The sequence below is a fragment of the Terribacillus sp. 7520-G genome (assembly GCF_002271665.1).
Taxonomy (GTDB): domain Bacteria; phylum Bacillota; class Bacilli; order Bacillales; family Amphibacillaceae; genus Terribacillus.
Window position 1 is genome coordinate 1 of sequence record NZ_NQFP01000045.1, and the last position, 25,424, is coordinate 25,424.

At 46.2% G+C, this 25,424-nt stretch carries 26 protein-coding genes; 9 read left to right on the forward strand and 17 right to left on the reverse strand.

The features are described from left to right. Positions 1–40: 40 nt before the first annotated feature. The 4 genes from CHH53_RS15050 to CHH53_RS15065 all read right to left on the reverse strand — a co-directional run bounded on the left by CHH53_RS15050 (position 41) and on the right by CHH53_RS15065 (position 4,563). Complete coding sequence (locus CHH53_RS15050) at positions 41–1,387, reverse strand: gluconate:H+ symporter (protein WP_095216958.1); 1,347 nt, start codon at positions 1,385–1,387, stop codon at positions 41–43. 97 nt (positions 1,388–1,484) lie between these two features. Then, entirely contained in the window at positions 1,485–2,495 is a 1,011-nt protein-coding gene (gene pdxA / locus CHH53_RS15055; protein ID WP_095216959.1) for a 4-hydroxythreonine-4-phosphate dehydrogenase PdxA, read from the reverse strand. A gap of 14 nt (positions 2,496–2,509) precedes the next feature. Further along, complete coding sequence (locus CHH53_RS15060) at positions 2,510–3,796, reverse strand: four-carbon acid sugar kinase family protein (protein ID WP_095216960.1); 1,287 nt, start codon at positions 3,794–3,796, stop codon at positions 2,510–2,512. Then, positions 3,796–4,563 (reverse strand): DeoR/GlpR family DNA-binding transcription regulator, encoded by a 768-nt coding sequence (locus CHH53_RS15065; RefSeq protein ID WP_095216961.1) that lies wholly within the window; start codon positions 4,561–4,563, stop codon positions 3,796–3,798. The genes CHH53_RS15060 and CHH53_RS15065 overlap by 1 nt, the downstream gene beginning before the upstream one ends. Before the next feature lie 316 nt (positions 4,564–4,879). On the opposite strand from CHH53_RS15065, the gene CHH53_RS15070 reads away from it, so the two are divergent. Together CHH53_RS15070 and CHH53_RS15075 are read left to right on the forward strand one after the other, a co-directional pair. After that, positions 4,880–5,767, forward strand: coding sequence for a TetR/AcrR family transcriptional regulator (locus CHH53_RS15070; RefSeq protein WP_095216962.1), 888 nt, complete (start codon positions 4,880–4,882; stop codon positions 5,765–5,767). Then, positions 5,764–7,293, forward strand: a complete 1,530-nt coding sequence (locus CHH53_RS15075) for an MDR family MFS transporter (protein ID WP_095216963.1) — start codon at positions 5,764–5,766, stop codon at positions 7,291–7,293. The genes CHH53_RS15070 and CHH53_RS15075 overlap by 4 nt, the downstream gene beginning before the upstream one ends. Positions 7,294–7,613: 320 nt before the next feature. Here CHH53_RS15075 and CHH53_RS15080 read toward each other — a convergent pair whose 3' ends face one another. Beyond that, positions 7,614–8,930: a hemolysin family protein gene (locus CHH53_RS15080; RefSeq protein WP_095216964.1), complete on the reverse strand. Its 1,317-nt coding sequence runs from the start codon at positions 8,928–8,930 to the stop codon at positions 7,614–7,616. Positions 8,931–9,327: 397 nt separating this feature from the next. On the opposite strand from CHH53_RS15080, the gene CHH53_RS15085 reads away from it, so the two are divergent. Then, positions 9,328–10,386, forward strand: coding sequence for a tartrate dehydrogenase (locus CHH53_RS15085; RefSeq protein WP_095216965.1), 1,059 nt, complete (start codon positions 9,328–9,330; stop codon positions 10,384–10,386). 112 nt (positions 10,387–10,498) lie between these two features. Here the strand turns inward: CHH53_RS15085 and CHH53_RS15090 are convergent, their stop codons facing one another. Continuing rightward, complete coding sequence (locus CHH53_RS15090) at positions 10,499–11,545, reverse strand: NAD(P)/FAD-dependent oxidoreductase (protein ID WP_095216966.1); 1,047 nt, start codon at positions 11,543–11,545, stop codon at positions 10,499–10,501. Between the two features lie 209 nt (positions 11,546–11,754). Here CHH53_RS15090 and CHH53_RS15095 point away from each other — a divergent pair, with 209 nt between their 5' ends. The 3 genes from CHH53_RS15095 to CHH53_RS15105 are packed head-to-tail and all read left to right on the forward strand — an operon-like array spanning position 11,755 to position 14,717. Continuing rightward, on the forward strand, positions 11,755–12,678 hold the full coding sequence (locus tag CHH53_RS15095; RefSeq protein ID WP_095216967.1) for an iron-hydroxamate ABC transporter substrate-binding protein: 924 nt from the start codon (positions 11,755–11,757) through the stop codon (positions 12,676–12,678). Positions 12,679–12,720: 42 nt separating this feature from the next. Continuing rightward, positions 12,721–13,716 (forward strand): FecCD family ABC transporter permease, encoded by a 996-nt coding sequence (locus CHH53_RS15100; RefSeq protein ID WP_095216968.1) that lies wholly within the window; start codon positions 12,721–12,723, stop codon positions 13,714–13,716. After that, positions 13,713–14,717, forward strand: a complete 1,005-nt coding sequence (locus tag CHH53_RS15105) for a FecCD family ABC transporter permease (RefSeq protein WP_095216969.1) — start codon at positions 13,713–13,715, stop codon at positions 14,715–14,717. The genes CHH53_RS15100 and CHH53_RS15105 overlap by 4 nt, the downstream gene beginning before the upstream one ends. A gap of 51 nt (positions 14,718–14,768) precedes the next feature. On the opposite strand, the gene menC is transcribed toward CHH53_RS15105, so the two are convergent. The 7 genes from menC to CHH53_RS15140 all read right to left on the reverse strand — a co-directional run bounded on the left by menC (position 14,769) and on the right by CHH53_RS15140 (position 19,693). Beyond that, positions 14,769–15,896 carry an o-succinylbenzoate synthase gene (menC, locus tag CHH53_RS15110; RefSeq protein ID WP_095216970.1) on the reverse strand — a complete coding sequence of 376 codons (1,128 nt, stop codon included), beginning with the start codon at positions 15,894–15,896 and terminating at the stop codon, positions 14,769–14,771. 21 nt (positions 15,897–15,917) lie between these two features. Next, positions 15,918–17,165, reverse strand: coding sequence for an MFS transporter (locus CHH53_RS15115; RefSeq protein WP_095216971.1), 1,248 nt, complete (start codon positions 17,163–17,165; stop codon positions 15,918–15,920). 54 nt (positions 17,166–17,219) lie between these two features. Continuing rightward, entirely contained in the window at positions 17,220–17,888 is a 669-nt protein-coding gene (locus CHH53_RS15120; protein ID WP_255374716.1) for a GntR family transcriptional regulator, read from the reverse strand. 217 nt (positions 17,889–18,105) lie between these two features. Further along, positions 18,106–18,456 carry a DMT family transporter gene (locus CHH53_RS15125; RefSeq protein WP_095216972.1) on the reverse strand — a complete coding sequence of 117 codons (351 nt, stop codon included), beginning with the start codon at positions 18,454–18,456 and terminating at the stop codon, positions 18,106–18,108. A gap of 13 nt (positions 18,457–18,469) precedes the next feature. Next, positions 18,470–18,790, reverse strand: coding sequence for a DMT family transporter (locus tag CHH53_RS15130; protein ID WP_095216973.1), 321 nt, complete (start codon positions 18,788–18,790; stop codon positions 18,470–18,472). After that, on the reverse strand, positions 18,787–19,323 hold the full coding sequence (locus tag CHH53_RS15135) for a TetR/AcrR family transcriptional regulator (RefSeq protein ID WP_158221579.1): 537 nt from the start codon (positions 19,321–19,323) through the stop codon (positions 18,787–18,789). Before CHH53_RS15135 ends, CHH53_RS15130 begins: the two co-directional genes overlap by 4 nt. Before the next feature lie 178 nt (positions 19,324–19,501). Continuing rightward, positions 19,502–19,693 (reverse strand): hypothetical protein, encoded by a 192-nt coding sequence (locus tag CHH53_RS15140; RefSeq protein ID WP_095216975.1) that lies wholly within the window; start codon positions 19,691–19,693, stop codon positions 19,502–19,504. Between the two features lie 56 nt (positions 19,694–19,749). Here CHH53_RS15140 and licT point away from each other — a divergent pair, with 56 nt between their 5' ends. Further along, complete coding sequence (gene licT, locus CHH53_RS15145; RefSeq protein WP_095216976.1) at positions 19,750–20,607, forward strand: BglG family transcription antiterminator LicT; 858 nt, start codon at positions 19,750–19,752, stop codon at positions 20,605–20,607. Positions 20,608–20,628: 21 nt separating this feature from the next. Here the strand turns inward: licT and CHH53_RS15150 are convergent, their stop codons facing one another. From CHH53_RS15150 to CHH53_RS15160, 3 genes are all read right to left on the reverse strand, one after another. Further along, positions 20,629–21,666: a ribonucleotide-diphosphate reductase subunit beta gene (locus CHH53_RS15150; protein ID WP_095216977.1), complete on the reverse strand. Its 1,038-nt coding sequence runs from the start codon at positions 21,664–21,666 to the stop codon at positions 20,629–20,631. Next, positions 21,654–22,103, reverse strand: a complete 450-nt coding sequence (locus CHH53_RS15155; protein ID WP_095216978.1) for a flavodoxin — start codon at positions 22,101–22,103, stop codon at positions 21,654–21,656. The genes CHH53_RS15150 and CHH53_RS15155 overlap by 13 nt, the downstream gene beginning before the upstream one ends. Before the next feature lie 319 nt (positions 22,104–22,422). Continuing rightward, positions 22,423–22,740 (reverse strand): NUDIX hydrolase, encoded by a 318-nt coding sequence (locus tag CHH53_RS15160; RefSeq protein WP_233135145.1) that lies wholly within the window; start codon positions 22,738–22,740, stop codon positions 22,423–22,425. A 111-nt stretch (positions 22,741–22,851) separates the two neighbouring features. Here CHH53_RS15160 and CHH53_RS15165 point away from each other — a divergent pair, with 111 nt between their 5' ends. Then, positions 22,852–24,063 (forward strand): MFS transporter, encoded by a 1,212-nt coding sequence (locus tag CHH53_RS15165; protein ID WP_095216979.1) that lies wholly within the window; start codon positions 22,852–22,854, stop codon positions 24,061–24,063. Between the two features lie 28 nt (positions 24,064–24,091). Continuing rightward, on the forward strand, positions 24,092–24,535 hold the full coding sequence (locus CHH53_RS15170) for a MarR family winged helix-turn-helix transcriptional regulator (RefSeq protein ID WP_095217004.1): 444 nt from the start codon (positions 24,092–24,094) through the stop codon (positions 24,533–24,535). A 287-nt stretch (positions 24,536–24,822) separates the two neighbouring features. Here the strand turns inward: CHH53_RS15170 and CHH53_RS15175 are convergent, their stop codons facing one another. Further along, a complete protein-coding gene (locus CHH53_RS15175) occupies positions 24,823–25,128 on the reverse strand; it encodes a hypothetical protein (protein WP_095216980.1) in 306 nt (101 codons plus the stop codon). Positions 25,129–25,424: the final 296 nt, after the last annotated feature.

Sequence of the window (25,424 nt, forward strand, 5' to 3'; positions counted from 1 at the left end):
CGACACCCCGTCCAAGGACGGGGTGTCGTTTTGTATTGTTTTAAATGAAGATATCAAGAATCATTGTGAATACAAGACCCGAGACAGCCACGACTGTCGAAAGCACTGTATACGTACCAAAAGCTTCTTTCAATGTCATGCCAAGGGATTCTTTGACCATCCAGAATCCGGCGTCATTGACGTGGGAGGCAATGGCACTTCCTGCACCCGTTGCCAGCGCAACAAGCTCCAAATTCACATCCGGCATGGTTCCAAGGGATGGAATGACCAGACCAGCCGTCGTCAGCGTGGCAACGGTACCTGAACCAAGGCAGATACGCAAAATTGCTGCTACCATCCAAGCAAAGAATACCGGTGACATGGATGAGCCTGCAAAGATGGATGCAACATAATCACCAACGCCGCCATCGATAAGCACCTGTTTCAAGGCTCCGCCTCCACCAATGATCAATAACAGCATTCCAAGTGCATTGATGGCTGATCCACAGGAATCCATCAGCTTCTTGATCGGGATATTTCTTCTTATCCCCATTGTGTATATCGCAACCAGCAGGGAAATCACCATCGCCGTGGAGGAGTTACCCACAAAACGGATGATTTCTATCAACAGATTGTCAGCAAATCCAGTTTCAGCTTGGGCGATATCCACAGCTGCACCGATTGCCATGAGGATGACTGGGAATAGTGCAGTGAAAACACTGATACCGAAACCCGGCATCTCTTCTTCCTTAAAGGATTTTGCGACGCCAAAGGATTCACTGCCCTCACGTGTCCAAGCAGTCGGAACGATCCGTTTTGCCAGCTTGGGATATAGAATGCCAGCAAGAATCACGGTAGGTATCGCTATGATGATTCCATAAATAAGCATAAGTCCAATATTTGCCCCATACTCCGCAGCTACTGCAGTCGGACCTGGATGCGGCGGGAGAAAAGCGTGTGTTGCAAGTGCAGCTGTGACCATCGGCAATCCAAGATGGACGATGGATACTTTCAATTCTTTTGCAATCGAGAAAATGATCGGTATGAGCAAGACGATTGTCACTTCGAGGAACAAGGCTATACCAACGATGAAAGAAGCAAACAGGACAGCCCATTGAATACGTTTTTCACCAAATTTATCGATAAGTGTCGTAGCAATCCGATTGGCACCGCCGGCATCCGCAATCAGACGGCCGAGCATGGCGCCCATACCAAAGATCAGCGCAATATGTCCGAGCGTCCCGCCTAAACCGCTTTCAATCGAGCTGACGACATCTGACATCGGCATGCCTAACAGCAGCGCAACAATAAAGGAAACGATGATCAAGGAAACAAATGTATTGAGCTTGAGTCCCATAATCATGATGAGCAGTAATAGTACACCTAAAGCTATGATCAGTAATGGCATGATGATTTCCCCCAAATCCATTTGTAAGTGTTTTCATTATTGCCCGTCAGAAAGGAAGGATTGACGCATCCTTCCTTTCTGACGGTATATTGCCTTCTTACAGCGTTGTACGTGTAAAGTTTGGCGCGTATTCAGCCGCAACCTTGATGCATTCTTCCATGCTGATGCTCTCCGCAATGTTCTTACCTGCAATATCGAACGCCGTACCGTGGTCAACGGATGTGCGCAGGAACGGCAGACCGTTCGTGATGGAAACAGTACGATGGAAGTCTGTCATTTTTGCAGCGATATGTCCTTGATCATGATACAAGGAAAGTACTGCATCATATTTGCCATTCAGGGCCTGGAAGAATACCGAGTCAGCAGGGACCGGGCCGACCGCGTCGATGCCTTCCTTCATGGCAAGCTCGATACCAGGTTTGATTTCCTCTACTTCTTCCCAGCCGAACAAGCCGCCTTCACCGCTATGCGGGTTCAAGCCTGCCACTGCAAATCGGCGGGATTCCACACCTAGGCGCTGCAGTGCTTTATCACAGCGAACCAAGTAATCGTGCACTCTTTCTTTCGTCATCTGCGCGATGGCATCTTTCAAGGAAAGGTGACGAGTGAGGAAAAAGATACGCATGCCATTCACCTGGAACATTGTCAGCGGATCATCCGATCCAGCAAGATCCTCCAGCATCTCTGTATGTCCGATATAAGGAACCTTGGCTGCTTTCAAGGATTCCTTGTTAATCGGTGTAGTTGCCAGTGCCTGAACCTGGCCATCCATCGCAAGCTCGACGGATTTCTTGATATATTCGAAAGCTCCCTGACCGCCTTGAGCGGAAACTTGACCGTACTCCAGCTTTTCCATATCAATGTTGTCCAGATTGATTACGTCGACAGTGCCCAATTCATATTGTCCATCCGCCGGGGAAGATACTTCATTCACTTCCAAATTCGCTTCCACGATTTCAATCGCTTTTTTGATCACTGCTGTATCACCGATCACGAGTGGTTTACACACATCGTAAATCTCTTGCTTCGATAAGGACTTCATTGTAATCTCCGGTCCGATACCAGCCGGATCTCCCATTGGAATTGCGATGATAGCTCTTTCAGTCATAGTGTTTTTCCTCCTTAGAATTTGGCTTCCAAATATTTCACGCTTGTATAAATCGCCTTCGTCCCGCCGGCGGTGCCGCCTTTGGTCACGATCGGGATGCCATCCAGATAACCGCCGATGAATTTGCCATAAGCGATCAGCGGCAGGATCTCATCCATCAGCTGAATGCCTTCCGCTCTGCTGATCGAGCAAAGTGAAGCGGTTACATCTCCGCCACTGGAAAAACAGCCGCCGATTTCAAACTCGCTTTCCTGTACAACCACTCTCGTGATTTTCCCCAAACCATCAGCAATCCGCTTCGCCAATGCGTCCTGACTCACACCCTGATTTGCCGCAAGCGTTTTCAAATCAAGGATTTCAGCTCCTGGTGCATCCGTGGTGATCAAGAGTATATCCTGCTTCCTCATCTCCTGCTTTGCCAGGTCAATTACTCGATCCACCTCTTCATCCCACATACCGTCCACTGTCGCCAGCTTCTTGGAATCAACATAAATCGGTCGCAAATTCGTCTTATCGATCAAGTATTGCAGCTGGCTGGAGCTGTTGGATGTTACGCTGCCGACTGTGACGATGATTTTCTTATCCTTCATCCGCTTGCGGCTGAAAGCTCTTGCGAATGCCGCTGTCAGCGGACCAGGATCGGCCGGCACCATTTGGTAAGCCTCAAGCTCCGCCATGGCCCCTGCCACTGCATCGATGTCCTCATTCGTAATGATATCCGGGACAAGGATTCTTGCACCGGCATCGATTGCCTCCTCCATCTTTTGCTCGATGGCTTCCTTTCCGGCCAGTATTGTTTCCAAGCCAATGCTTGCTACTGGGTATTCGCTCTGTTTTTCCACCAGCTTCGGGACATGCGATTCTGTCACCGGCTTGACCGGGTCCTTCCCGACATCCGAAAGCTGTACCGGTACACCATGAACGAGCAAATACCCGCCGGAGACGATTCGTCCCGAATCCGGATAAGCTGGTACGACAACCGCAATCGCTTGCGGTCCCAACTCATCAAGCAGGGTATCCAGTTCAACACCGATATTTCCGCGGATTGTACTATCGATCCTCTTGCAGACAATATCCGTTTCCCACTTCTTCAAGTTCTGCGCCACCGTTTTCACCCGGCGATGCGCGACCTCCCCTTTCACATAGCGGCTATCCGTATCGACAATCACGCCATTGATTTGATCCGAGGAGGGCAGATGGTCGTAAAAGACCATCGTCGCAACGTTATATCCCAGCTTCGTCAGTTTGACACCCGTGCCATTACCACCAGTCAGATCATCTGCAATCACACCAATCTTCATCAGGCTTCCCCCTCTGCTGCTACGACCTCCAAAAGCTCCGTCAATTCTTCCGGGTGATAAGACCTTATTCCGCTATCCGAAATGACACCGGATAATGCTTCCAAATCACAAACCTTAGCCAACGCCTTTTGATCCAGCTTGCTCGAATCAGCCACCAGCCAAGTAGCCTGCGCCGACTCGATCATCAACTTCTTGATGGAAGCCTTCTCAAAGGTAGGCGCCGTCACACCGACTTGGAGATGCACTGCATGGGCGCCCAGGAAAAACAAATCCACATGCAGGTTGCGCAGCGTCTGTTCGGTAAGCGGACCGAACAGTGCTCCGATATTGTTCTGCATCTCGCCGCCAGTCAAAATCACCTTGACCTCACTATCCATCAGTTCGGCCGCAATCTTGATATCATTCGTTACGACCGTCAAATTGCGCTTGTGCTTCAACAGCTTGGCGATCTCGAGTGTCGTCGTCCCCGAATCAATCAGGATGGTAAAGTGTTCCTGCACCAGTTCAGCAGCACGTTTGGCAATCAAGCGCTTCTCCTGTGCATTCTTTCCTTCCTTGGTTTGAAAGGAAGACTCCATTACCAATGGTTTGTTCAGGATTGCACCGCCCAGGGTGCGGATGATCTGCTCTTGCTCCTCCAAGTAATTCAAATCACGGCGGATCGTCATGGCAGATACATCCAGCTCTTTGGCAAGTGCGTCGATATCTATCTTTTCGTTTTTATTCAATTGTTCTAAAATCACATTCCTGCGTTCGTTTGGCTGCATTTTATATCACCTTTTGTTAATCATGAACATCTTATGTGTTCATGATAGGCGTATTTTTGTTAAAAGTCAACATATTATTGTTATTTATTATCAAATTTAATTCGATTATTGTTAAAGTTGAACATCGAATTGCAGGAGACCTTAGAAAAACCAGATTTTCTTCCCTCCGCTTGTCCGCACTACAAATGAATGGTTTTCCCAGTTTTGTATCACCCCGAAGGAAACCATTCAGTACCGTATTTTGATTTAAGTTAAAGGAATTTATTTGACTCAGTACTAGTCGGTACTGTAAAATCCAAGCAGAAAGGAGCAGATCATGGATATAAAACAAAGGATTATCGAATCGTCTGTTCTCTTGTTCAAAGAAAAGGGGTACAGCCGAACCTCCGTTGAAGACATTGTTCGAAAGTGCCGTATCTCAAAGGCTTCTCTTTATAAAGTTTTTGATTCAAAAAAAGAAATTTTGCTTCATGCACTCAACTTACAGCATGAAGAACTGCATAGGAAAAACGATGAGTTAGACCTCGGCAATTTGACTGCCGATGAAAAACTCATTAGAAAGATAGCAATGTTTCTTTCCCATTTCCATTTCAATCATGAGCTTTTTGCTTCTGTGCCCGAGGCATTCTCAGAAGAAGAACTGGACGAAATGAAACAATACGCAAAGCCTTACAAGCTCGAAATATATCGCATGCATAAAAAGAATTTCCGTCATGCTTTTGGAGCTGATTTGGATGATCGCTCTCTATGGAGTATGGCTGTCACGTATGAAGGATTGGTAAAGGAATGGCTTGAGATTATCCACATTTTTGGAACAGATGATATTGATTTTGTTCAAATAGCACGATACATTGCAGCGGCCATGAAAATAATCATCAAGGATCATCATCAATCCCTGCACCTACTGCCATCCTTAATAGACAGACTCATTCTGGAAGAAAATAAGATGTTTCATAAAAAGGAAAATACCTTGTCAGAAAAGCTGCATCGTATGGAGGAAATCCTTCTGAATGCCCCTATCGATGAATCAGAAAGGGATAATTACCTTTCGAACATAGCATTTCTGCAACAAGAGTTTTCAATGTCCAGACCGAGAGAATATCTTGTAGACTCTGTGCTATACTACTTGTCCCAATCAGAGGAAGTCGAGCCGATAGTGAAGTCTATACAATTTACATATAAAGAAACGGAGAGGAATTCATGAAAAAAAGAGGGACCAACAAGACGCTGGTTACAATTGGCGTTATGCTGGGGCTGCTGTTCGCTTCCTTGGATCAGACCATCGTATCCACAGCACTCCCTACGATTACAAGCGACCTGGGCGGCCTGGCGTTTTACAGCTGGGTCGTTGCCATTTACATGCTCGCCGAATCGATCGGTATTCCCATATTCGGAAAATTATCCGATTTGTTCGACCGCAAGAAAATCTATTTGATCGGACTCGGCTTTTTCCTGGCAGGATCCATCCTATGCGGATTAGCTCACGATATTGTCCTATTGGTCATTGCCAGGGGAATTCAAGGGATCGGGGCTGGAGCCTTGATGCCTCTTGCCTTTACGATGATTGCAGATATCTATTCCGTGGAACAGCGTGCCAAGATACAAGGTGTCCTTGGATCCATGTTCATGATTTCCAGTATCATCGGACCTGCAATCGGAGGATTTTTGACAGAGAACTTGAGTTGGCATTGGATATTCTTCATTAATATTCCAATTGCTTTGATTGCTGCCATTTTCATCTGGTTCGGGTATCAGCAAAGTACCGACAAGCAAAATCCATCCATTGATTGGTGGGGAGCCATCACACTCTCCATTGGTATCGTAGCAACATTGCTGACGACGGTCTTGACCGGCGGTGAAGGCGGAGCTTCAGCGAGTCATACTTGGGGCTCCCCGCTTGTCATCACGCTGCTGACCGGCGGGTTATCCTTGCTCGCGGTCTTTGTATGGATCGAGACGAAAACAAAAGATCCCATTTTACCAATCTACTTGTTTAAGAACCGTGTCACCTCTATCTTATCCATTGTCAGCTTCTTTATGGGGCTTGGCATGTTTGGCGCAATATCGTTCCTTCCGCTTTATCTGCAAAATGTAAAGCAGCTGTCCGCTACCGCATCCGGTTACATGCTGCTTCCCATGATGATTGCTGCCATGGTCGCCGGGATATTCGGAGGTTTTGTCCTGACAAAATTCAAGTATAGGAACCTGCTTGTCACGAGTCTGCTGATCATGGTGGGCGGATTCCTGATGCTGTACACGCTGTCAGCCGATACATCGCTTTGGTTCTTTGGCTGCTGTGCTGGGTTGATCGGCTTGGGAATGGGTGTACTGATGCCTGCGTTGACCACTTTGACACAGGAATTGGTTCCAAAGGAAGATATCGGAGCCGCCACGGCCTCCATCAATTTGTTCCGATCCCTGGGTGCCACCATCGGCATCAGTGTTTTAGGCGGCGTATTGAATAGTCAAATGTCTTCGGATATCGAAGCAAGCGTCCGTGAAAGCCCTGAAATGGTAAGTGTACTTTCCGGTAACATTCAAGATATACTGCGCAACCCAATAGGCGTACCTGCAGATATTTACAACGAACTGGTAAATATCTTTATCGGCGGCCTGCATAGCATGTTCTTAGTCTCTGCGGCACTGATTGCCGCAGCAGTCATTGCAGCCCTGTTCATTGGCAACGGGAAGCTCGAAAGCGATAAAGAGAAAGAAAAGCGCGAGGCTTGACCTGCACATGTAATCCACCCGCTGGAAAACATAGATGTTGCTTTGAATATGATACTAAATGCAGAAAGTAGATACATCCAATAAATAAACGCCGCTCCTTTATAAGGACGGCGTTTATTTTATTGAAGATGCGCTTCTTTTAGGATTACGAGGTAGAATATCTACTTTGATAGACTACAAGCGCAGTAATAAATCTTGCACCTTGGAAGCAATCCATCAGGATGCAATTAAAAATATCGCATGATGCCACTAGCAAAAACACCCTCCCGCATCATTCGGCTCATTAACCGATTTCAGCAGGAAAGGTGTTCATTTCCACATTAACCTATGGTACTGGGTTGGTTTTGCTTGCGCATCTCCACTTCCACGATTTGGTGATTTTGCATTTCGGTTATTTCCCACTCAAAGCCATGGGCTTCCATGAGTCGATGCTCCTCGATATTGCGAAGATTGGTGAGCATCCAGCCGCCGATTGTATCGACTTCCGCTTCATTTACAAAACGAATGTCAAACTGCTCCTCCACTTCTTCAAGCAACACCCGGCCATTCAAACGGTATTTATCCTCAGCAACCTTTTGGATATCCGGCTTTTCATTGGCATCGAATTCGTCACGGATTTCACCGACGATTTCCTCCAGCATATCCTCCATCGTCACGATGCCAGCAGTTCCGCCGTACTCATCGACGACTAACGCGATATGGACACGCTTTTTCTGCATAGTCAGCAGTGTATCATTGAGACTCGTTCCTTCATGCACCGTCGGTATGGGGTGAATGAAATCTTCCAGTTCCTTATCCTCCCTGGACGTGAAATCAGTGAGCATTTCTTTGACGTTCACAAAGCCATAAATCCTGTCCTTATCACCGTCTTGTGAAACGGGATAACGTGTATATTGGTGCTCGACCATCACTTCCTGGATTTCCTTGCGAGTCATAGCATCGGAGATTGCAATGACCTGTGTCCGCGGTACAAGGATATCCTTTACGACGCGATCGTTGAATGTAAAAATGTTTTCCATATAATCCAGCTCAGTCTTGTTGATTTCACCGCTCTGGAAGCTTTGTGCCATGATGATCTTCAGTTCCTCTTCGGAGTGGGCCTGTTCATGCGCAACCTGCTTCACGCCGAACATGCGCAGGAATACGCGTGCAGATCCATTCAGTGTGTAGATGAAAGGTGCCATCAGCTTTCCGAACCAGTATAGCGGACGCGCCAGGATGAGCGTCATCTTCTCTGTATATTGGATAGCCAAGGTTTTCGGAGCCAGCTCACCGATGACGACATGCAGGAAAGTCACGACCGCAAAGGCGATGGCGAATGAAAGAATGGTAGAAAGAGATTCTGATAAACCGAAGTAATCGAATACCGGGTGCAATATCTTCTCGACAGTCGGCTCACCCAATGCACCAAGTACCAATGCAGTGACAGTGATTCCAAGCTGACAGGCAGATAAGTAGTAATCGAGATCACGGACAAGCTTCTGTACGACTAAGGCGTTCTTGTTCCCTTCCTCGATGAGCTGTTCGATGCGTGACATACGTACCTTCACGACCGAGAATTCGGCACCGACGAAGAATGCCGTCAGAATGATGAACAAGGCGACTAAAGCTAGATTGAGTATTAATAATGGGTCCAAATTTTCCCCCTTTTACAGGGGTTCACCTCCGTATTATGCTTACTGTCTATATTGGGGTCTTCTTCCGCAGCGGCAATATATTCAAAACCTTCACCTTCCCAAGGGAATCGCCTCCTTTCCAGTTTGAAAAAAGACCCCCATCTCGTTACCGGGATGGAGGCCTGTTTCTCCGTTCATTTATGCTAGCTTAGCGAGATTATAAAATATATATACAGTATTTTCAATCAAATCCGCGTGAATTATTTTCGAACTTTATTTCATTCATGTAGAATAAAAGTAACCGCTATCAACCATGGAGCCAAAATGCTCTTTCCATTGTTTAACATATCGCCACTGTCTCACAGGACAAATTCCGTGAAAAGAGCAGGAAACACAGATGAAAATTAGGAGGAGACTTATGAAGAATTTAAAAATAGCCAGTTTGCCAGGGGATGGAGTCGGTAAAGAGGTGGTTCCGGCAGCTCAGACTGTTTTGAAAGCGATTTCCGAGGTGCATGGCGGATTGAAGTTCGATTTCACCGAATATCCATGGAGCTGTGAATATTACCTGGAGCATGACCGGATGATGCCGGATGATGCATTGGACAGACTGCAGGATGCAGACGCTATCTTCCTCGGTGCTGTCGGGAACCAAAAGCTTGTACCGGATCATGTCTCCCTATGGGGCATGCTGATCAAAATACGCCGTGAATTCGAGCAAGTGATCAATATCCGTCCCGCCAAGCTGCTGAAGGGTATTACTTCCCCGCTTGCCAACCCGAAGGATTTCGATTTGCTGGTGGTGCGGGAAAACAGTGAAGGTGAATATAGTGAAATTGGCGGACGGATTTTCCGCGGCGAGGAAGAGATGGCTATCCAAAACGCAGTATTCTCAAGACGCGGTTCGGAAAGAGCGATGCGCTATGCATTTGAGCTGGCCGCAAAACGCAGGAAGCATGTCACAAGCGCAACGAAATCCAACGGAATCGTTCATTCCATGCCGTTTTGGGACGAAGTCTTTCAATCCGTTAAAAAAGATTATCCGGATATAGAGACAGACAGCCAGCATATCGATGCCCTGGCCGCCTTCTTCGTCACACAGCCGCAGCGCTTCGATGTCATTGTCGCCAGCAATTTATTCGGCGATGTATTGACCGATATAGGCGCCGCCATCATGGGAAGTATCGGGATTGCACCAGCAGCCAATATCAATGTGAACGGTAAATACCCTTCGATGTTCGAACCAGTGCATGGCTCCGCACCGGATATCGTGGGCAAAGGAATCGCCAATCCAATCGGTCAGATTTGGACGGCAAAGCTGATGCTTGATCATTTCGGCGAGGAAGAACTCGGCGATGAACTGCTGGATATCATAGAAGACGTGACAGCAGCCGGAATCCTGACACCTGACCTTGGCGGTGCGTATGGAACGGAGGATGTAACTGGAGCGATCGTGGAAAGGGTCCATAAATTATAATTCCATCAAGAAAGGAAGCTGCTTTCTGCCAGCTTCCTTTTCTTGAAATATTATTGTTGCTGTAAATTGGATTATGTTCATAACCCGCTATAAAAAAGAGCGCATCTGCGCTCTAGACTAATTTCTTCGCCAGCTCCCGATTCCGCTGCTTGAATAATACATTATGGGAAGAAACCATCCCCCATTCGTCTGCGGAAGGCTCGATAAATTGTTTGGCCTTATTGACTGCATTGGCTGCATCCTGGAAACAGCCGGCTATGAGGTGGACTTTACCCTCATGTTTCAGGATGTCCCCTGCAGCAAACAGTCCTGGTACGGAAGATTCGCCGCTTGGTGTTCCTGCAATGTAGTAATTATCCACTAGCTCGATATCCACTTCACTGTTCTGAATCAGATCCATGTCCCTGTCATAGCCGTGATTGACAATGACCTCATCAATCGGTAAATACGTAATTTCATTGGTTTCATGATTCGTCAGCTCGACCCGCTCGATATGCTGCTGATTCGGGCATGCAACAAGCTTCGTAATCGAAGTGCACAGGAAGCAGCGTGCCCCGCTGCACATAAGACGCTCTACAGACGCTTCATGTCCTTTTAAAGCTTCGTTCCGATAGGTGACATATACTTGTTTCGCAATCGGCTCCAATTCATTGGCCCAATCGACCGCTGAATTACCGCCGCCTGAGATGATGACCGTCTTATCCCGGAAGCGCTGCATGTCTTTCACCGTATAATTAAGATTCGCAACCTCGAACTTTTCGCAGCCTTCGATGGAAAGCTTCTGCGGATTAAGGATACCGCCGCCTGCAGCCACGATGATTGTTTTCGAATAATGCGTTACACCGCCCGCTGTGTGGAGTTCGAATATATCCTCTTCATTGCGTTTGATACTCGTTACCTTTTCGTTCAATACCACATCGGGATCAAAGGTCATTGCCTGCTCGGTGAGCTGATCTATCAGTTTGCCAGCTGGAAGCGGTGGCACTCCGCCCACATCCCAGACCATCTTTTCCGGATAAACATGGAGCTTACCGCCCAGATAAGGCTGGAACTCGATGATCTTTGTCTTCATTTGCCGCAGCCCGCTATAGAAAGCGGAATATAATCCAGCGGGACCTCCACCGATGATCGTCACATCATATAGCCAATCTTCCTGCACACTGATTCCTCCTTCAAACCGATAGTGATAATCATTCTCATTTAAATATACCGAAAATAAATCTCAAAATCAATGTTGACATCCGAATTTTCTGCCTTTATTATGGAATCAAGCGAGATTGATAATCATTCTCATTCTCATCGTATAACCCTGGTGCCCTGTCCCCCTAACAGGGCACCCCCCTATTAGTATGAGGAGTGACATACATAATGAAAAAATTAATTCCGGCTTTATTTATTCTTTTGCTTATATTGGCTGCATGCGGCAGCAACGATTCCGCTGATTCCAACAAGAAAGCGGATTCAGCTGACAATGAAGGCGAAATGATTACATATGATTCCGAGGATGGACCGGTCGAAGTGCCCGCTGATCCGAAGCGTGTTGTCGTTCTTTCTTCATATGTCGGTGATTTGATCGATCTGGATGTACCGATTGTCGGTGCCGATGCGTGGTCCATGCAGAATCCTCGTTTTAAAGATGCCTTGAAGGACGCAGAGGAAGTCACCGAGGATGACTTAGAAAAAATCATCGAGCTCAAACCTGACTTGATCATCGGACTCTCAAGCTTGAAAAATCTCGATAAACTGAAAGAAATTGCCCCTACAGTGACCTTCACTTACGGTAAGCTGAACTATCTCGATCAGCATGTGGAAATCGGCAAGCTGGTCAACAAAGAGGACGAAGCACAGGCTTGGGTCGATGATTTCACAAAGCGTGCTGCAGAGGCCGGTGAACAGATCAAGGAGAAAATCGGACCCGATGCAACCGTGTCCGTGGTGGAGAACTTCGATAAACAGCTCTATGTATATGGCGATAACTGGGGCCGCGGCACCGAAGTGCTTTATCAGGCGATGGGCTTGAATATGCCCGAGAAGGTGAAAGAGGATGCACTGGAGGCTGGCTACTTCGCATTATCGACAGAAGTTTTGCCAGAGTACATGGGCGACTATGTGATCTTCAGTAAATTCGATGATGCAGACACATCCGTTGAAGACTCCGAATCCTTCCAAAACACTGCTGCTGCAAAAAATGATCGGGTATATGAAGTGGACGGAAATGCCTTTTACTTTAACGACTCCAATACATTGGATTACCAGTTAGAGTTCATCAAGGAGAGCTTCCTAGGAAAATAGGAAGCTCTTTCCCTTATCCTTACATAGAAAGATGCGTGGCTGATGAAGAACATACCATTTGCTTTGAAACTTTTCATTGGACTTATTTTATCCATTGCGGCATTTGTCTTGGCTTTATCCCTTGGAGCGGCTGATATTTCCTTACGTGATGTATGGAATGCGTTATTCAGCAGCCATACCAACGATGATATCCTGGTCATCCGCGAAAACAGGCTGCCGCGTGAAATCGGGGCCTTCTTCGTCGGAGCTGCCCTGGCTGTGGCAGGTGCCATCATGCAAGGATTGACCCGAAACCCGCTGGCAGACCCAGGACTGCTCGGTTTGACAGCTGGAGCCAATGCAGCACTCGCTGCTGCCATGGCCTTCATTCCCGATGCGAATTATATCGTCATCATCATCGCCTGCTTCATCGGCGCTGCCATCGGTGCCGGTCTTGTGTTCGGGATCGGTTCCCTCCGCCTGGGCGGCCTTTCCCCGGTCAAGGTTGTGCTGGCAGGCGCTGCTGTGTCCGCCCTGTTATATGCGGTTTCAGAAGCTATCGGCTTGAGCTTTAAACTGTCCAAGCAAGTCTCTGCCTGGACAGCCGGAGGATTGGTCGGTGTCAATTGGACACAGCTGCAGCTCATCATACCGATCATACTGGCAGGCATCCTATTATCGCTATTCCTATCCCATCAGCTGACACTGCTCAGTTTGAGTGATGAGGTTGCTGTCGGACTTGGTCAGAAGACATTCGCAATCAAAGCGCTGTTATTCCTTGTGACCATCCTGCTGGCAGGGGCATCTGTCGCATTGGTCGGAAACATGACCTTCATTGGTTTGATGATTCCTCACATCGTCCGCTTTTTTGCTGGGACGGATTATCGTTATATATTGCCGTTGTCCTTCTTTGCCGGCGGAACCTTCATGCTTTTGGCTGATACAGCTGCCCGGACGGTAAATGCACCATATGAAACGCCGCTTGTAGCTATCGTAGCTGCGCTCGGTCTGCCATTCTTCTTATTCATCGTTCATCGGGGAGGTCGGGCTTACTCATGAAAACAGCTAAAAAAAGCAGACAGGCCATCCTGATGATCGCATTGGCTGCCCTCATTCTGGTCACCATCATCATTGGGATGGGACTTGGTCCTGCTTCACTTTCCTATGATCGTTTACTGCCGACATTACTCGGTAATGGGACCTTTCCCGAATCATTTGTCCTATTTGATGTGCGGCTCCCCCGCATTGCGGTCACGCTGCTTGCCGGGATGGCATTGGCACTGGCCGGTACAATCCTGCAAGGCATCACCCGGAATGACCTGACCGACCCTGGTATCATCGGGATCAACTCAGGAGCTGGGCTAGGTATCGCCGTGTTCTTTTTGTTCATGCCGATCGATGCCGGAAACTTTGCTTATGTCCTGCCTCTTGTCGGCTTTGCCAGCGCGCTGGTGACTGCTATGCTGATTTACCTGTTTTCTTATCGTAAAAGACATGGACTGCAGCCAGTTCGACTTGTGTTAGTCGGAGTCGGTTTTTCCATGGCTCTCTCAGGTATGATGATCGTCCTGATATCCTCGGCCGATAGGGAAAAAGTCGATTTCATAGCCAAATGGCTGGCGGGGAATATTTGGGGGACGGACTGGCCATTCGTCCTTGCACTGCTGCCGTGGATCATTGTCATCTTTCCGCTGACCCTTTATATGGCGAATCGGCTGAACGTATTGGCCCTAAGCGAAGAAGTCGGAGTCGGCATCGGCGTCCAGCTGACCCGGGATCGGATCATATTGCTGGTGGCAGCGGTCGCCATTGCGGCAGCAGCCGTTTCCGTTGCTGGCGGCATCAGCTTCGTCGGGCTGATGGCACCCCATATTGCACGTGCACTTGTCGGCGCGAGACATCAATATGTCCTTCCCGTCGCTGCCTTGATCGGAGGCTGGCTCCTGCTGTTGGCAGATACGATCGGACGGAATATCGCGACTGCTGACGGCCTGCCTGCCGGTATCGTCGTGGCCTTTATTGGTGCTCCGTACTTCCTTTATCTATTGCTGAAAAAATAGTCACTATACTGAAAAGACTCCTCCATGTACATGAGGAGTCTTTTCTGCTTATTAAACAAGCACATTCGGACGAAGGAATTCCTTCCTTTCATACGTATATCGTTCATAGATATCAGGGATTGGTTCAAATCCGATTCCTGGTTTATCCAACACGTGAATCCTGCTTTCACTGTCCAATACTGCATCCGGTGTAACGAAATCTTGTATATAGTATCTGTCTGAAGCTGGGATATCGTTTGGGAATTGATAATTTGGAAGGGTGGCTGCCGCTATATTATGGGCTCGTCCTATACCCGAATCCACCATGCCTCCGCACCAAACCGGAATATCGTATCCTGCACAAAGCGCTTGAATTTTTTTAGCTGCAGTCAAGCCTCCGACACGTGCCACTTTGATGTTGATTGTCCCCGTACTCCCGAGCTCTATCGCCTTTCTGGCATCTTCGACTGAATGTATACTTTCATCCAGGCAAATTCTCGTGTTTACCTCCGCTTGAAGCTTGGCGTGGTCTACAATATCGTCATGGGAAAGCGGCTGTTCGATCATGATCATATTAAGCTTGTCGAGTTCCTTAAATAATCCGATATCCTTTAATGTATAGGCAGAATTTGCATCGGCCATCAGCATGACCTCAGGGAATTCTTCGCGTACAGCTTTCAGGAATGCAAGATCACTGCCGGGCTTGATTTTTACCTTTACCCGTTTATAACCCTCCGCACGATGCTGTCTGACGACTTCCACCAATGCCTCCGGACTTTCCTGAATACCGATGCTTACACCGGTCTCCACCTGCTTGCGTACACCACCCAATGCCTGCGCAAGCGGAATGCCTTGTTCTTTGGCGTATAAATCCCAGATTGCGCAGTCCAGCGCCGATTTCGCCATATTATTTCTTCGTATATGCTTGAAAAGATGATATACTTCCTCCGGATGTGTGATCTCTTCCTGCGAATAAATCAAGGGAATCAGATAATCTTCGAGAATATGCCAAGCAGTCTTATTTGTCTCTTCACTGTAGTAAGGAAACGGCATAGCAGAGCAATCCCCATAACCAATGTGATTCCCGGAATGTACTTCGGCAACAATAAAATCCTTATGTTTCAATTCACCAAAGCTTACGAGAAATGGCTTCTTCAAATCCATTTTCAGTTTACGCAGCACTATTTTTTTGATTTTCATCTTTCATTTTCCTCCTCCATATTAAATTGCTTGTACATTGGCATTGGAATGACGATGCTTCCGTGTGTTAAGCATGAAGCTGATTGCAACGGACAAACATGCCGCCACAATCAAAAACCAAAATGCAGAGCCAAAAGAACCGGATACCTCGACAATGATTCCAATGATGACAGGGGAAACAAAGCCAGCTGATTGACCAAACAGGTTGATGACACCTGCAGCAGAACCGGCAACTTTTCCTGATAAAATTTTCAATGGCAATGCCATTGTGGTTGCCAATACAAATGATTTGAAGAAATAGACGATGCCTTGAAAGGCAATGACGGATCCTACAGTTTGAGCGGTATACATGAAATAAAGGAAGATAGCAGTGATGGAAGCACTTGTTATCAAAAGGATTTTTTCCCTGCCGTCAAAAAATTTCACCATCACCCACCCACCAATTGCTGTTGAAATTCCAGCAGCGATGAAAGGAAGCGGGGTAAGCAGTCCGATAGCTTTTAAATCCAGTCCTCTTTCCGTCAGCAAATAGGTCGGCATCCAAGAATCCAGCCCCTTATTGATGAGACTCATGCCGAACCAAATCAGCGCAAGCTGCCAAAGGATCGGGGTTGCCAAAAGCTGTTTGAGTGGTACCTTTTCGGTTTTCTTTATTGCTTGGCCGGTTTGTATCTGATCCATGTTTTTCGGTTTTACAGGTTTAACCCAAAACCAATATATTAGTGCAAACACCACTCCAGCAATTCCGATGATAAAGAACAAGTTCCGCCACCCAAAAGCCAACAGAAGCGGGGCTACCAGCAAAGGAGCGATGGCACTTCCAATGTAGTTGGAAGAAAGCATGACAGAGGACATTTTAGGCCTCTGCTCTTTCGGGAAGTTTTCAGCGAGACCCTTGATACTGGCAGAAGGATAAGCTCCTTCCCCCAGGCCAAAAAGCAGACGAATGGCAATAAGGGAAGCCAATGACCATGCAAGTCCAGTGATTGCTGTAAAAACAGACCAGAGCAAGATTGCTGAAAGAATGACATTCTTTGAACCAAATCGATCAGCAAGCCATCCTCCGGGTATTTGCATGGCGGCATAACCAATGAAGAAAACACTTAATACAATTCCAAGAACAGAAGAATCCAAATTGAAGTCAGCGCCGATGGATGCCAATGCAATACTGATTGCTGCTCGATCAATATACGAAATGCACCATCCGATGAACAATAAAACCAACACGGAATACTTGCCTGCAGAATGCCTGGAAAAGAATGCTTTCATCTTGTTCCTCCTTTAAGTCGATTGTCGACTTTATATGGAAGCTGATCATTTCGATCAGCTCATTCCCGCATGGATACGCCGCTTGACATGGTGCAGTAAATCCTTGTTGTGCTGCTGAAGTAAGGCAGCCACTTCGCTTGCTTGATTTTCTTTCAGCAAAGAAACAATGACACGATGATCTTTGATCGATTTAGCTACATTTTGCTTGTCTGAAAATGTTAAGCTCTGCAGTCCCAAAAGGGATATTCCCAATCCTTCATACATTTTCTTGATGATGCTGCTACCCGCCATATCGATAATGCATTGATGGAAGAGATAATTAAGCTTGGTATAATCACTTTTGTTTTGATTGACATGCATTTGAATGAGTATCCCTTCCATTTTCAAAACACAATCAGATATGATCCCTCTTTCAATGATGCGGCTCATCGCCATCTCTTCCAGGACAATGCGAAGTTCCAAAATATCCGATATATCAGCTTTTGTATAACCACGCACGACTGTACCTTTACGAGGGATTTTCTCTAATAACCCTTGGTTTGTCAAAAGGATGAAAGCTTCCCGGATAGGGGCTCTGCTTGTCCCAAATTGTTCAGCATATTGGCTTTCGATTAATTTATCTCCCGCTTTCAATTCGCCTGTTATGATTTGTTCCATGATATATTCTGAGATGATATAAGAAAGTCCCTGCTTACTTAAATCAAGTTGTTTTATACGAGACACCTGCCTTATGAAACGTATCCTCCGTCGATTGTCGACTCAATTGGTTACTACTAATCTTATCTGCCTCGCTATAATTTTCAAAGTTTTCTGTTAAATTTTCTTACGGAAATCTTCTCGCTGAATACAAAAGGGCCATGCCCTGATTTCAAGAAATGCGTATCCTGCTAATATATGTGCTGAAAAAATAAGAGGTACCGTCTGCGCAGTACCTCTTATTTCATTGAGCCGAAGCTTCTTTTTCTTTTGCTTCCTTATGCTGTGTATTGAGAAGCACCAAGCCGACAATGACCAATATCAATCCACTGAATTTCATCAGTGATACCGATTCTCCGAAAAACCCTATTCCGATCATCGCCGTGAGTGCTGTCCCTGCTCCCGACCAGGTTGCGTAAGCTGTGGACAAAGACATGGATTTCAGCGTAAAAGATAAAAATAGGAATGCTCCAAGATATCCGATCACCACAATGACAGATGGAAGCAATACAGAAAATCCGTCGGATACTTTCAGCATGGAAGAAGCAATCGTCTCCAATATGATTGCCGCTGCAAGAAATAAACCTGCTTTCATACCACATCTTCCTTTACTTTGATAAATTCATCAATATAAGCCCGACAAGCAATATAGCAATGCCCAGTGCTCCTTTTTTATTGATTTTCTCCTTGAAAAGCAATATACCGATCACAACCGTCAAAATCGTCCCGACCCCGCTCCAGGTAGCATAAACCACCCCTAGCGGCAACGATTGCAATGTAATCGACAATGCATAAAAGCTTATGCCATAGCCCACTACAATGCCGATGATAGGCAGCAGCCGCTTAAATCCATCCGATAATTTCAGCATTGTCGAGCTGAAAACTTCAAACAGTATGGAAGCCGCCAAGAATAAATAACCCATTTTCATTTTCCTCCTTTATCCATCCGGTCCAGCAGCCTGTGCATTAATTCTGCCGCAAAGGCCGATGTGCTGGTCATTCCAGACATCTCATTGAACCATAGCCCATCACAGACAAAGCGAATCGTAGCCATCTCTTCCCATTCCAAACCGTCCTGCTCGAGCTGCTGCTGCCATCTCGAATAACCTTCTTTCCAGAGCTCCAAGATTTCTGGATGGTCGCTAAAGATGGAAATAAGCGCGCTGCTTCGATGTATTGCCCCTTTTTGGATATCCTCCAGCGTGGCTAATGCATAAGCCCTTGTATAAGCTCCTCTCCCATTTGGCTTTTCTTTAAGATAACGATCAATCGTTTCTTCAAATTCTCTTATAGCAGTCAAATTCATCTCCTGATATAGAGATTCCTTTGTACGATAATGATATAGCAAGCCGCCTTTACTGATCTCTGCCCGCTTGGCTATTTTTTCAAGCGTGACATTACTGACGCCCTCTTCAAGGATGAGCTTAGCAGCTGCGTCCAAGATTCTATCTTGTGTTTTCATTCTTTCACCCCTAACCGTCCAGACGGTATAGCAACAAAATAACATCTGCATCTGATTTTGGCAATCCATCTCAAAAAACATCACCCTGCTTCTCATGAGCCCTCAGCGAATAAAAGGGCTGCATCAGCAGCATCACATCCCTTTATCCTCTGATAGCGATCCATCCTCAAAGACAAAACTAAGGATCGATAATTCCGGCAATCCAGAAGATAGAGCGCACCAAGGGAAGTTGATACATCTCTCCTTTAAGCTCTCTGGATCCCGGTTCATCAATCCAACGATAGGAAGATGGGGATGAAATGGCCTGAATATCGGAGATGATCGAGCCGCTCACTTTTTTGTAGGCAATGGCGATTGTAATCGTTCTCATTTTCCTATACTATAGACCTAGATAGATTATCCTCTTTTAAGGAATAGGTGATCCTGATGCAGATCAAGCAAGTGTTGAATAATAATGTCATCACCGTCTTGGACGAGCAGGAACATGAGCTTGTCATCATGGGACGGGGTATTGCTTTTGGCCGCAAAGCCGGTGATAAAGTGGATGAGTCCCGTATCGAGAAGATATTCAAGCTCGATGATAAGGAAATGAATAAACGGCTGATGGAATTATTGGCTGAAATACCGCTTTCTTTCGTCGAGGTATCCGAAGAGATCATCCGATACGCCAAACAGCACACCAACAAGAAGATACACGATAATATCTATGTAAGTTTGACTGATCACATCTATTATGCTGTAGAACGTTTTCAGCAGGGAATTGATATAAAGAACGCGTTGCTTTGGGAAACAAAACGTTTTTATCCAGATGAATATCGAATCGGACAGCATGCCCTATCGATCATAGCCGAGAAAGTCGGTATCATTCTGCCTGAAGATGAGGCAGGCTTCATTGCCTTGCATATAGTCAATGCACAAATGAACGAAGACATGCCAGTCATGATCAATATCACAAAGTTCATCCAGGACGTCCTTCACATTGTAAAATTTCATTTTGGCATTGAATATGACGAAGAGTCGCTTGCCTATTATCGATTTGTTACCCATTTGAAATTTTTTGCTCAGCGAATCCTGAACCATCGCAGCCAGAAAGAGGAAGATAATAGTTTATTCGAGATGGTGAAGGTCAATTACAGCAAAGCCTTCTCCTGTGCGCAGAAAATCCAATCCTATATCCAAAAGATATATCAGGAGCAGCTTACCAATGAGGATTTGCTTTACCTGACCATTCACATACACCGAGTTGTCCAAAAGAAAGAAGTATATAACCAGAGCCAGCCGTGACCGGCTGGCTCTTTGCTGTTCTTATAGATCGTCAAACCCGTTCAGGTCACTGGTTTTTGTGTACTGGCGGGACTTCTGTTCGAAGAAATCGGATTTTGTACCGTTGAAGTTATCTGTGTAAGCACGGATCCACTTCATCGGATTCTTTTCATAGCCTTCGTAAATCTCGCTTAGTCCAAGCATGCGCAGCATTTTATTTGCACGATATTTTACGTAGCCTTCCATATCATCCAAGTTGATGCCATCGATACCATCAAGTACATAACGGCTCCATCTTGTTTCCTGCTCGACAGAATGACGGAATTGATCATATACCCACTCAATGAATTCCTCGTTGTTATACTCCGGATTTTCCGCCAGCGTTGCACGGAATAATTCACTGATGAAACGGCCATGATGCAGTTCATCCCGATTGATATAAGAAATCATCGTGGAAGTGCCGACCATTTTCTGGTTGCGTGCCAAATTATAAAAGAACGCAAACCCGCTGTAGAAGAATAAGCCTTCCAATAGAGCTGAGTAAACCATTGCTTTAAGGACTGTTTCGATTGTCGGATTTTGTGCAAATTCGTTATATACAGCCGCAATTCTTTCATTGCGTTCAAGCAATACTTTATCCGTGCGCCCTTCATTGAAAGATGCAATCTGGTTATCATAATTTGTAACAGAAGCCAGTACATACGTATAGCTGTGATTATGCTCGCTTTCCTGGTCGGCAATCGTTGCCAGGATCGATTTGACACTAGGATCCGTCGAATAAGCAGCGATTTTGGAGGCGATATCCGTTTGCGGACCGTCCAATGTCGCAAGCAAACCGATGATTTTCAGGAATGCTGTACGCTCCTGCTCCGATAAATGAGCGAATTGCTTTGTATCTGCCACCATATTCACTTCATTTGCAGTCCAGAACAGACCGCGGATCGTTTTGCGCAATTCATAGAAATGCGGGTATGCAACATTATCCCAATGCAGGATTCCGCTTGCTTCCCCGTTGAATAATGCAGTAGATTTATTTGGATGCTTCGGCTCAAGCACCGCAGCCTTCATCAATTTAGCCATTCCAATACTCCTCTCGTCCATTCCAATACTTCTTCTTCCTGAGATCCCCTTGGTGACTGCTCGATCTTGAGCGGTGCAATCGGTGAATGATAAAATTTTGCCAGCTTGTCCGCCGCCATGCAAAACATATCGTCTCCGCCGAATTGCGTATCTCCTGTGCCAAAGACAAATACATTCTCTGGCTTATATCCTACATCCGCCACAAAATCCTTTACATCGAATGGGGTATCGCCTGAGCCCCATGTATACGTGCCGATCAGCATCGCATCATAATCCGGAACATGCGGAAACGGCTCATTGCCATTGATGCAATAGAGCGTCACGTCTTGCTGCTTTTGGTTCAATTCTCCCGCAATCAGCTCGGCAACTTCCTCCGTGTTGCCACTGACTGAAGCATATGCAATGAGTAAGGTTTTTGTTTGGAGGGATTTTTGCATCGTTGCTGTTCCTTTATCAGAAAGTACCATCGTATCAGTCCAGTCTGTTCATCATTTTATCATAAAGCGTGTCGATTCGATAGATGTTCTCTTCCCTCTATCTTAACAAAGAAAACTATATATGGATATAACTCAAACACAAAAATGTATATGTAGTATTATTCTGTTAACTTTATGTGTCCGAATCTGGATATAAACAAATAAGACGGCCAAAAGATGCCGGCTTTCCGTTTCGCTCATTTGCTGCGATCACTGCTTTATGGGATGTCAATGATTAAATCCGCCCATGATGAGGAGGAAACCAAAACTCATTTCATCTTCATGCACAAGATATCCATACATCCTCAGCTATTTTTTCCGTATCCTGTATCCGAATTTCTTCACTGATCGGCCTGGCATTGAATGTCACAAAGATAGCATGCTCATCCCTGGCTTGCAGCTTTGCCTCTTTCACTGCAAGGATGGTGGTTACTTCTACGACCAGCCCAGTTTCTTCCTTCGCCTCCCGCACCGCAGCTTCGGCAAGCGACTCACCTTGCTCGACTAAGCCTCCCGGCAATGTCCAGCTGCCGTTCTTTTTGTTATGAACCATAAGTACTTCCTTTGTTTCTTCATGATGGATCAATGCGTAGGCCACTTGTACTCCCTTCATTTTCATCCAGTATATACCAAACAAATAGTACTCTGTTGACAATAAGTAAAGAAGTATATATAGTTTAGTTTAGTTAACTTAATTTATGAGGTGTTTATGATGAAGGCATTATTCACAAATAAACAATTCAGCTGTCTGCTTTTCTCAGAACTTTTCTCGGTTTTGAGTTTTTCCATGTATATGATCACCGTATCCTGGTACGTCGTCGATGTTTTACATCATCCCCAATACCTCGGATTGGTCATGGCGGCTGCTTCCATACCGCGTATGATCACGATGATAATTGGCGGTGTACTCGCTGATCGCATCCAGAAATCAAAGATCCTGTTCAGCACCCAATTGCTGCAGGGTCTGTTGATCGGTGTCCTGCTTTGGGGGCTTGCTCACGATTCCCTGACGATTGCGTTATTGCTGGTTGTTTCATTTTTCATCGGCTGCTTGGATGGATTTTTCTTTCCTGCTCTTTCGTCCTTGATTCCCAGCATTGTGACCCAAAAAGAGCTGCAACCTGCCAATACACTCATTCACAGTTCCCAGGAACTGTTATATTTGATCGGCCCGATTGCTGCAGGCGCCATCCTGCACTATTATGATTTCAGTGCTACTTTTGCGGTCAGCATTGCTGCTACGGTCATAGGCGCATGCTTCGTATTCCCTGCATTTATCAAGGATGCCAAGCCAGATAAATACAAAGAAACTACGTCTTTTATGACGGAGTTCAAAGAAGGCTATCGTTACTTGCGTTCTTCTTCCATCTATATATCTGCCATCAGCATCATCATCATTGTGAATTTCTTTGTATTCGGCCCGATGTTCCTGAGCTTGCCAATACTTGCGGAAGAGCTGGGCGGCAGCGCTCTGGATCTTAGCTTTTTAGAGGCTGGTTTCTCTGTCGGCTCCCTAGCAGCCACTATCTTCCTGCTTTTCTTCACACTAAAAAAGAATCGCGGAAGACTAGTGCTCTTGTTCCTGATTGCCAGCGTTTTATCTCTTGGGATCTTCAGTCAGATTCCAAGTTTGCATTGGCTGATTCCTGTTGCAGCAATGATCGGATTCTTCAGCTTCATTACGTACATCCCGACCGATGTCATCATTCAGGAAAAAACGGACCCCGCAATGATGGGACGGGTCATGAGTATTGTATTTTTGGCTTCCACGGCATTCGATCCAATCTCCCAAACTTTGTTCAGTTCTTTGATGTCCATCGGCCTCTCGGCAAGGATTCTGCTTGCCGCATTCGCCGGAACCGGATTGCTTATGGCAGTCTTGGTATTTGCAAAAGCTAAGAAATGGCGTAATATGCAATAAAGAAGCAGTTTTGGAAGGAACGATGAACATGGACCATTCATATAAGGAAGTCATCCGAAGAATGAATGAAGCATATGAGGAGTTCGGCATCCTGATCTCTCAAGAAACCAAGAAACTAGATGAGCTGGATTTGACCGTCCAACAGGAATACATGCTGTCTTATATCCAGAAGAACGACCAAACCACCGCCAATGATATCGCAGCAGATTTCGGCATCTCCAAAAGTGCTGTAAGCCAAGTGCTATCCAAATTGGAGAAAAGAGAAATGATTACGAAGCAAGCCAATCCCACGAATAAGCGGGAATACTTTCTGGCTCTCGGAACCAAAGGACGAGAGTATATGGAAAGCCTCAAACAATTGGACGAGATACTCATCGATAAATATTATTCCAAAATCGACCTTGAAGAATTGCATCAAATGACAGAGACCATGATGCGGATTAATGATGTCATACGAAAACAAAAGAAATAGAGGTGCCGCCGAGTTGGGGCACCTCTTTTTTTTTAGCTTAAGCGGGTGACGGTAAGGGATGCTCCGATGGAACCGCCCGCCGTTCAGTATGGCAGTGCCCGCTAAACCAAATAGCTGCAAAGCATCTGTATTCCCGGCAGTTAAGTTTACGATCACATTACCTTCATAAAAAGGTGTGGCTGAGCATCAAACGCTACCACTCCAGTCAATCCGACTCCTATTGCACCAGTATTCCCTGTTACCCCCATGGCTCCAGTTATCCCAGCCAAAAGCGTGCTATAGTCTGGCTAAGTTCCTGGTATTCCAACAGGAGATGCCACTTCACTGATGTACAAACCGCCGCCATAACCGACCACTTGATCCGCTGTATAAAATGGCGCTGCTGCTGGATCAAAAGGGAGTACACCGCCTAATCCAATTCCCGTTGCACCGGTAGGCCCAATCGGACCAGGTATGCCTGTGGCTCCTGCAGCTGCTGACATTGTATAATCAGTGAGCTGTCTGGAATTCCGCTGATGCCACATTCGATATATAAATGCTGCCGTTATATGTGACCATCTGCCATACTGGATAGGAAGGGGCAGCTGCAGCATTGAATGGTACGCCCGCTTGCAGCCCTACCCCTGTCCCCCTGTCGGACCGGTAACGCCTGTGACCCGACCCCCGTGGCTCCTATTGGACTGTCGTTGAACATATTCGGGTAGTATGTTCCCCCTGCCGTTGCATCCGTCTCCATTATTCAAAGGAGTCAATTTTTGCACCTCCAGATATATACGCTGCTGTCAGCATATGTTATTGCCACTGTAAGAGGAACCCTCGGAATGGCAATTGGTAAATATGCTGTATATACCTCCTTGCGCAAATCCCCTTCGTATATATACTTCTCTTC

Bases quoted from the DNA above. Each gene is read 5' to 3' on its own strand.
- pdxA (WP_095216959.1), bottom strand. From the start codon at position 2,495: ATGACTGAAAGAGCTATCATCGCAATTCCAATGGGAGATCCGGCTGGT.
- CHH53_RS15100 (WP_095216968.1), top strand. From the start codon at position 12,721: ATGAAGAACATACCATTTGCTTTGAAACTTTTCATTGGACTTATTTTA.
- CHH53_RS15065 (WP_095216961.1), bottom strand. From the start codon at position 4,563: ATGCAGCCAAACGAACGCAGGAATGTGATTTTAGAACAATTGAATAAA.
- CHH53_RS15105 (WP_095216969.1), top strand. From the start codon at position 13,713: ATGAAAACAGCTAAAAAAAGCAGACAGGCCATCCTGATGATCGCATTG.
- CHH53_RS15085 (WP_095216965.1), top strand. From the start codon at position 9,328: ATGAAGAATTTAAAAATAGCCAGTTTGCCAGGGGATGGAGTCGGTAAA.
- CHH53_RS15165 (WP_095216979.1), top strand. From the start codon at position 22,852: ATGATGAAGGCATTATTCACAAATAAACAATTCAGCTGTCTGCTTTTC.
- CHH53_RS15115 (WP_095216971.1), bottom strand. From the start codon at position 17,165: ATGAAAGCATTCTTTTCCAGGCATTCTGCAGGCAAGTATTCCGTGTTG.
- CHH53_RS15175 (WP_095216980.1), bottom strand. From the start codon at position 25,128: ATGCTGCAGCTGCCCCTTCCTATCCAGTATGGCAGATGGTCACATATA.
- CHH53_RS15155 (WP_095216978.1), bottom strand. From the start codon at position 22,103: ATGCAAAAATCCCTCCAAACAAAAACCTTACTCATTGCATATGCTTCA.
- CHH53_RS15130 (WP_095216973.1), bottom strand. From the start codon at position 18,790: ATGAAAATGGGTTATTTATTCTTGGCGGCTTCCATACTGTTTGAAGTT.
- CHH53_RS15050 (WP_095216958.1), bottom strand. From the start codon at position 1,387: ATGCCATTACTGATCATAGCTTTAGGTGTACTATTACTGCTCATCATG.
- CHH53_RS15095 (WP_095216967.1), top strand. From the start codon at position 11,755: ATGAAAAAATTAATTCCGGCTTTATTTATTCTTTTGCTTATATTGGCT.
- CHH53_RS15070 (WP_095216962.1), top strand. From the start codon at position 4,880: ATGGATATAAAACAAAGGATTATCGAATCGTCTGTTCTCTTGTTCAAA.
- CHH53_RS15125 (WP_095216972.1), bottom strand. From the start codon at position 18,456: ATGAAAGCAGGTTTATTTCTTGCAGCGGCAATCATATTGGAGACGATT.
- CHH53_RS15150 (WP_095216977.1), bottom strand. From the start codon at position 21,666: ATGGCTAAATTGATGAAGGCTGCGGTGCTTGAGCCGAAGCATCCAAAT.
- licT (WP_095216976.1), top strand. From the start codon at position 19,750: ATGCAGATCAAGCAAGTGTTGAATAATAATGTCATCACCGTCTTGGAC.
- CHH53_RS15060 (WP_095216960.1), bottom strand. From the start codon at position 3,796: ATGAAGATTGGTGTGATTGCAGATGATCTGACTGGTGGTAATGGCACG.
- CHH53_RS15170 (WP_095217004.1), top strand. From the start codon at position 24,092: ATGGACCATTCATATAAGGAAGTCATCCGAAGAATGAATGAAGCATAT.
- CHH53_RS15140 (WP_095216975.1), bottom strand. From the start codon at position 19,693: ATGAGAACGATTACAATCGCCATTGCCTACAAAAAAGTGAGCGGCTCG.
- CHH53_RS15075 (WP_095216963.1), top strand. From the start codon at position 5,764: ATGAAAAAAAGAGGGACCAACAAGACGCTGGTTACAATTGGCGTTATG.
- CHH53_RS15135 (WP_158221579.1), bottom strand. From the start codon at position 19,323: ATGAAAACACAAGATAGAATCTTGGACGCAGCTGCTAAGCTCATCCTT.
- menC (WP_095216970.1), bottom strand. From the start codon at position 15,896: ATGAAAATCAAAAAAATAGTGCTGCGTAAACTGAAAATGGATTTGAAG.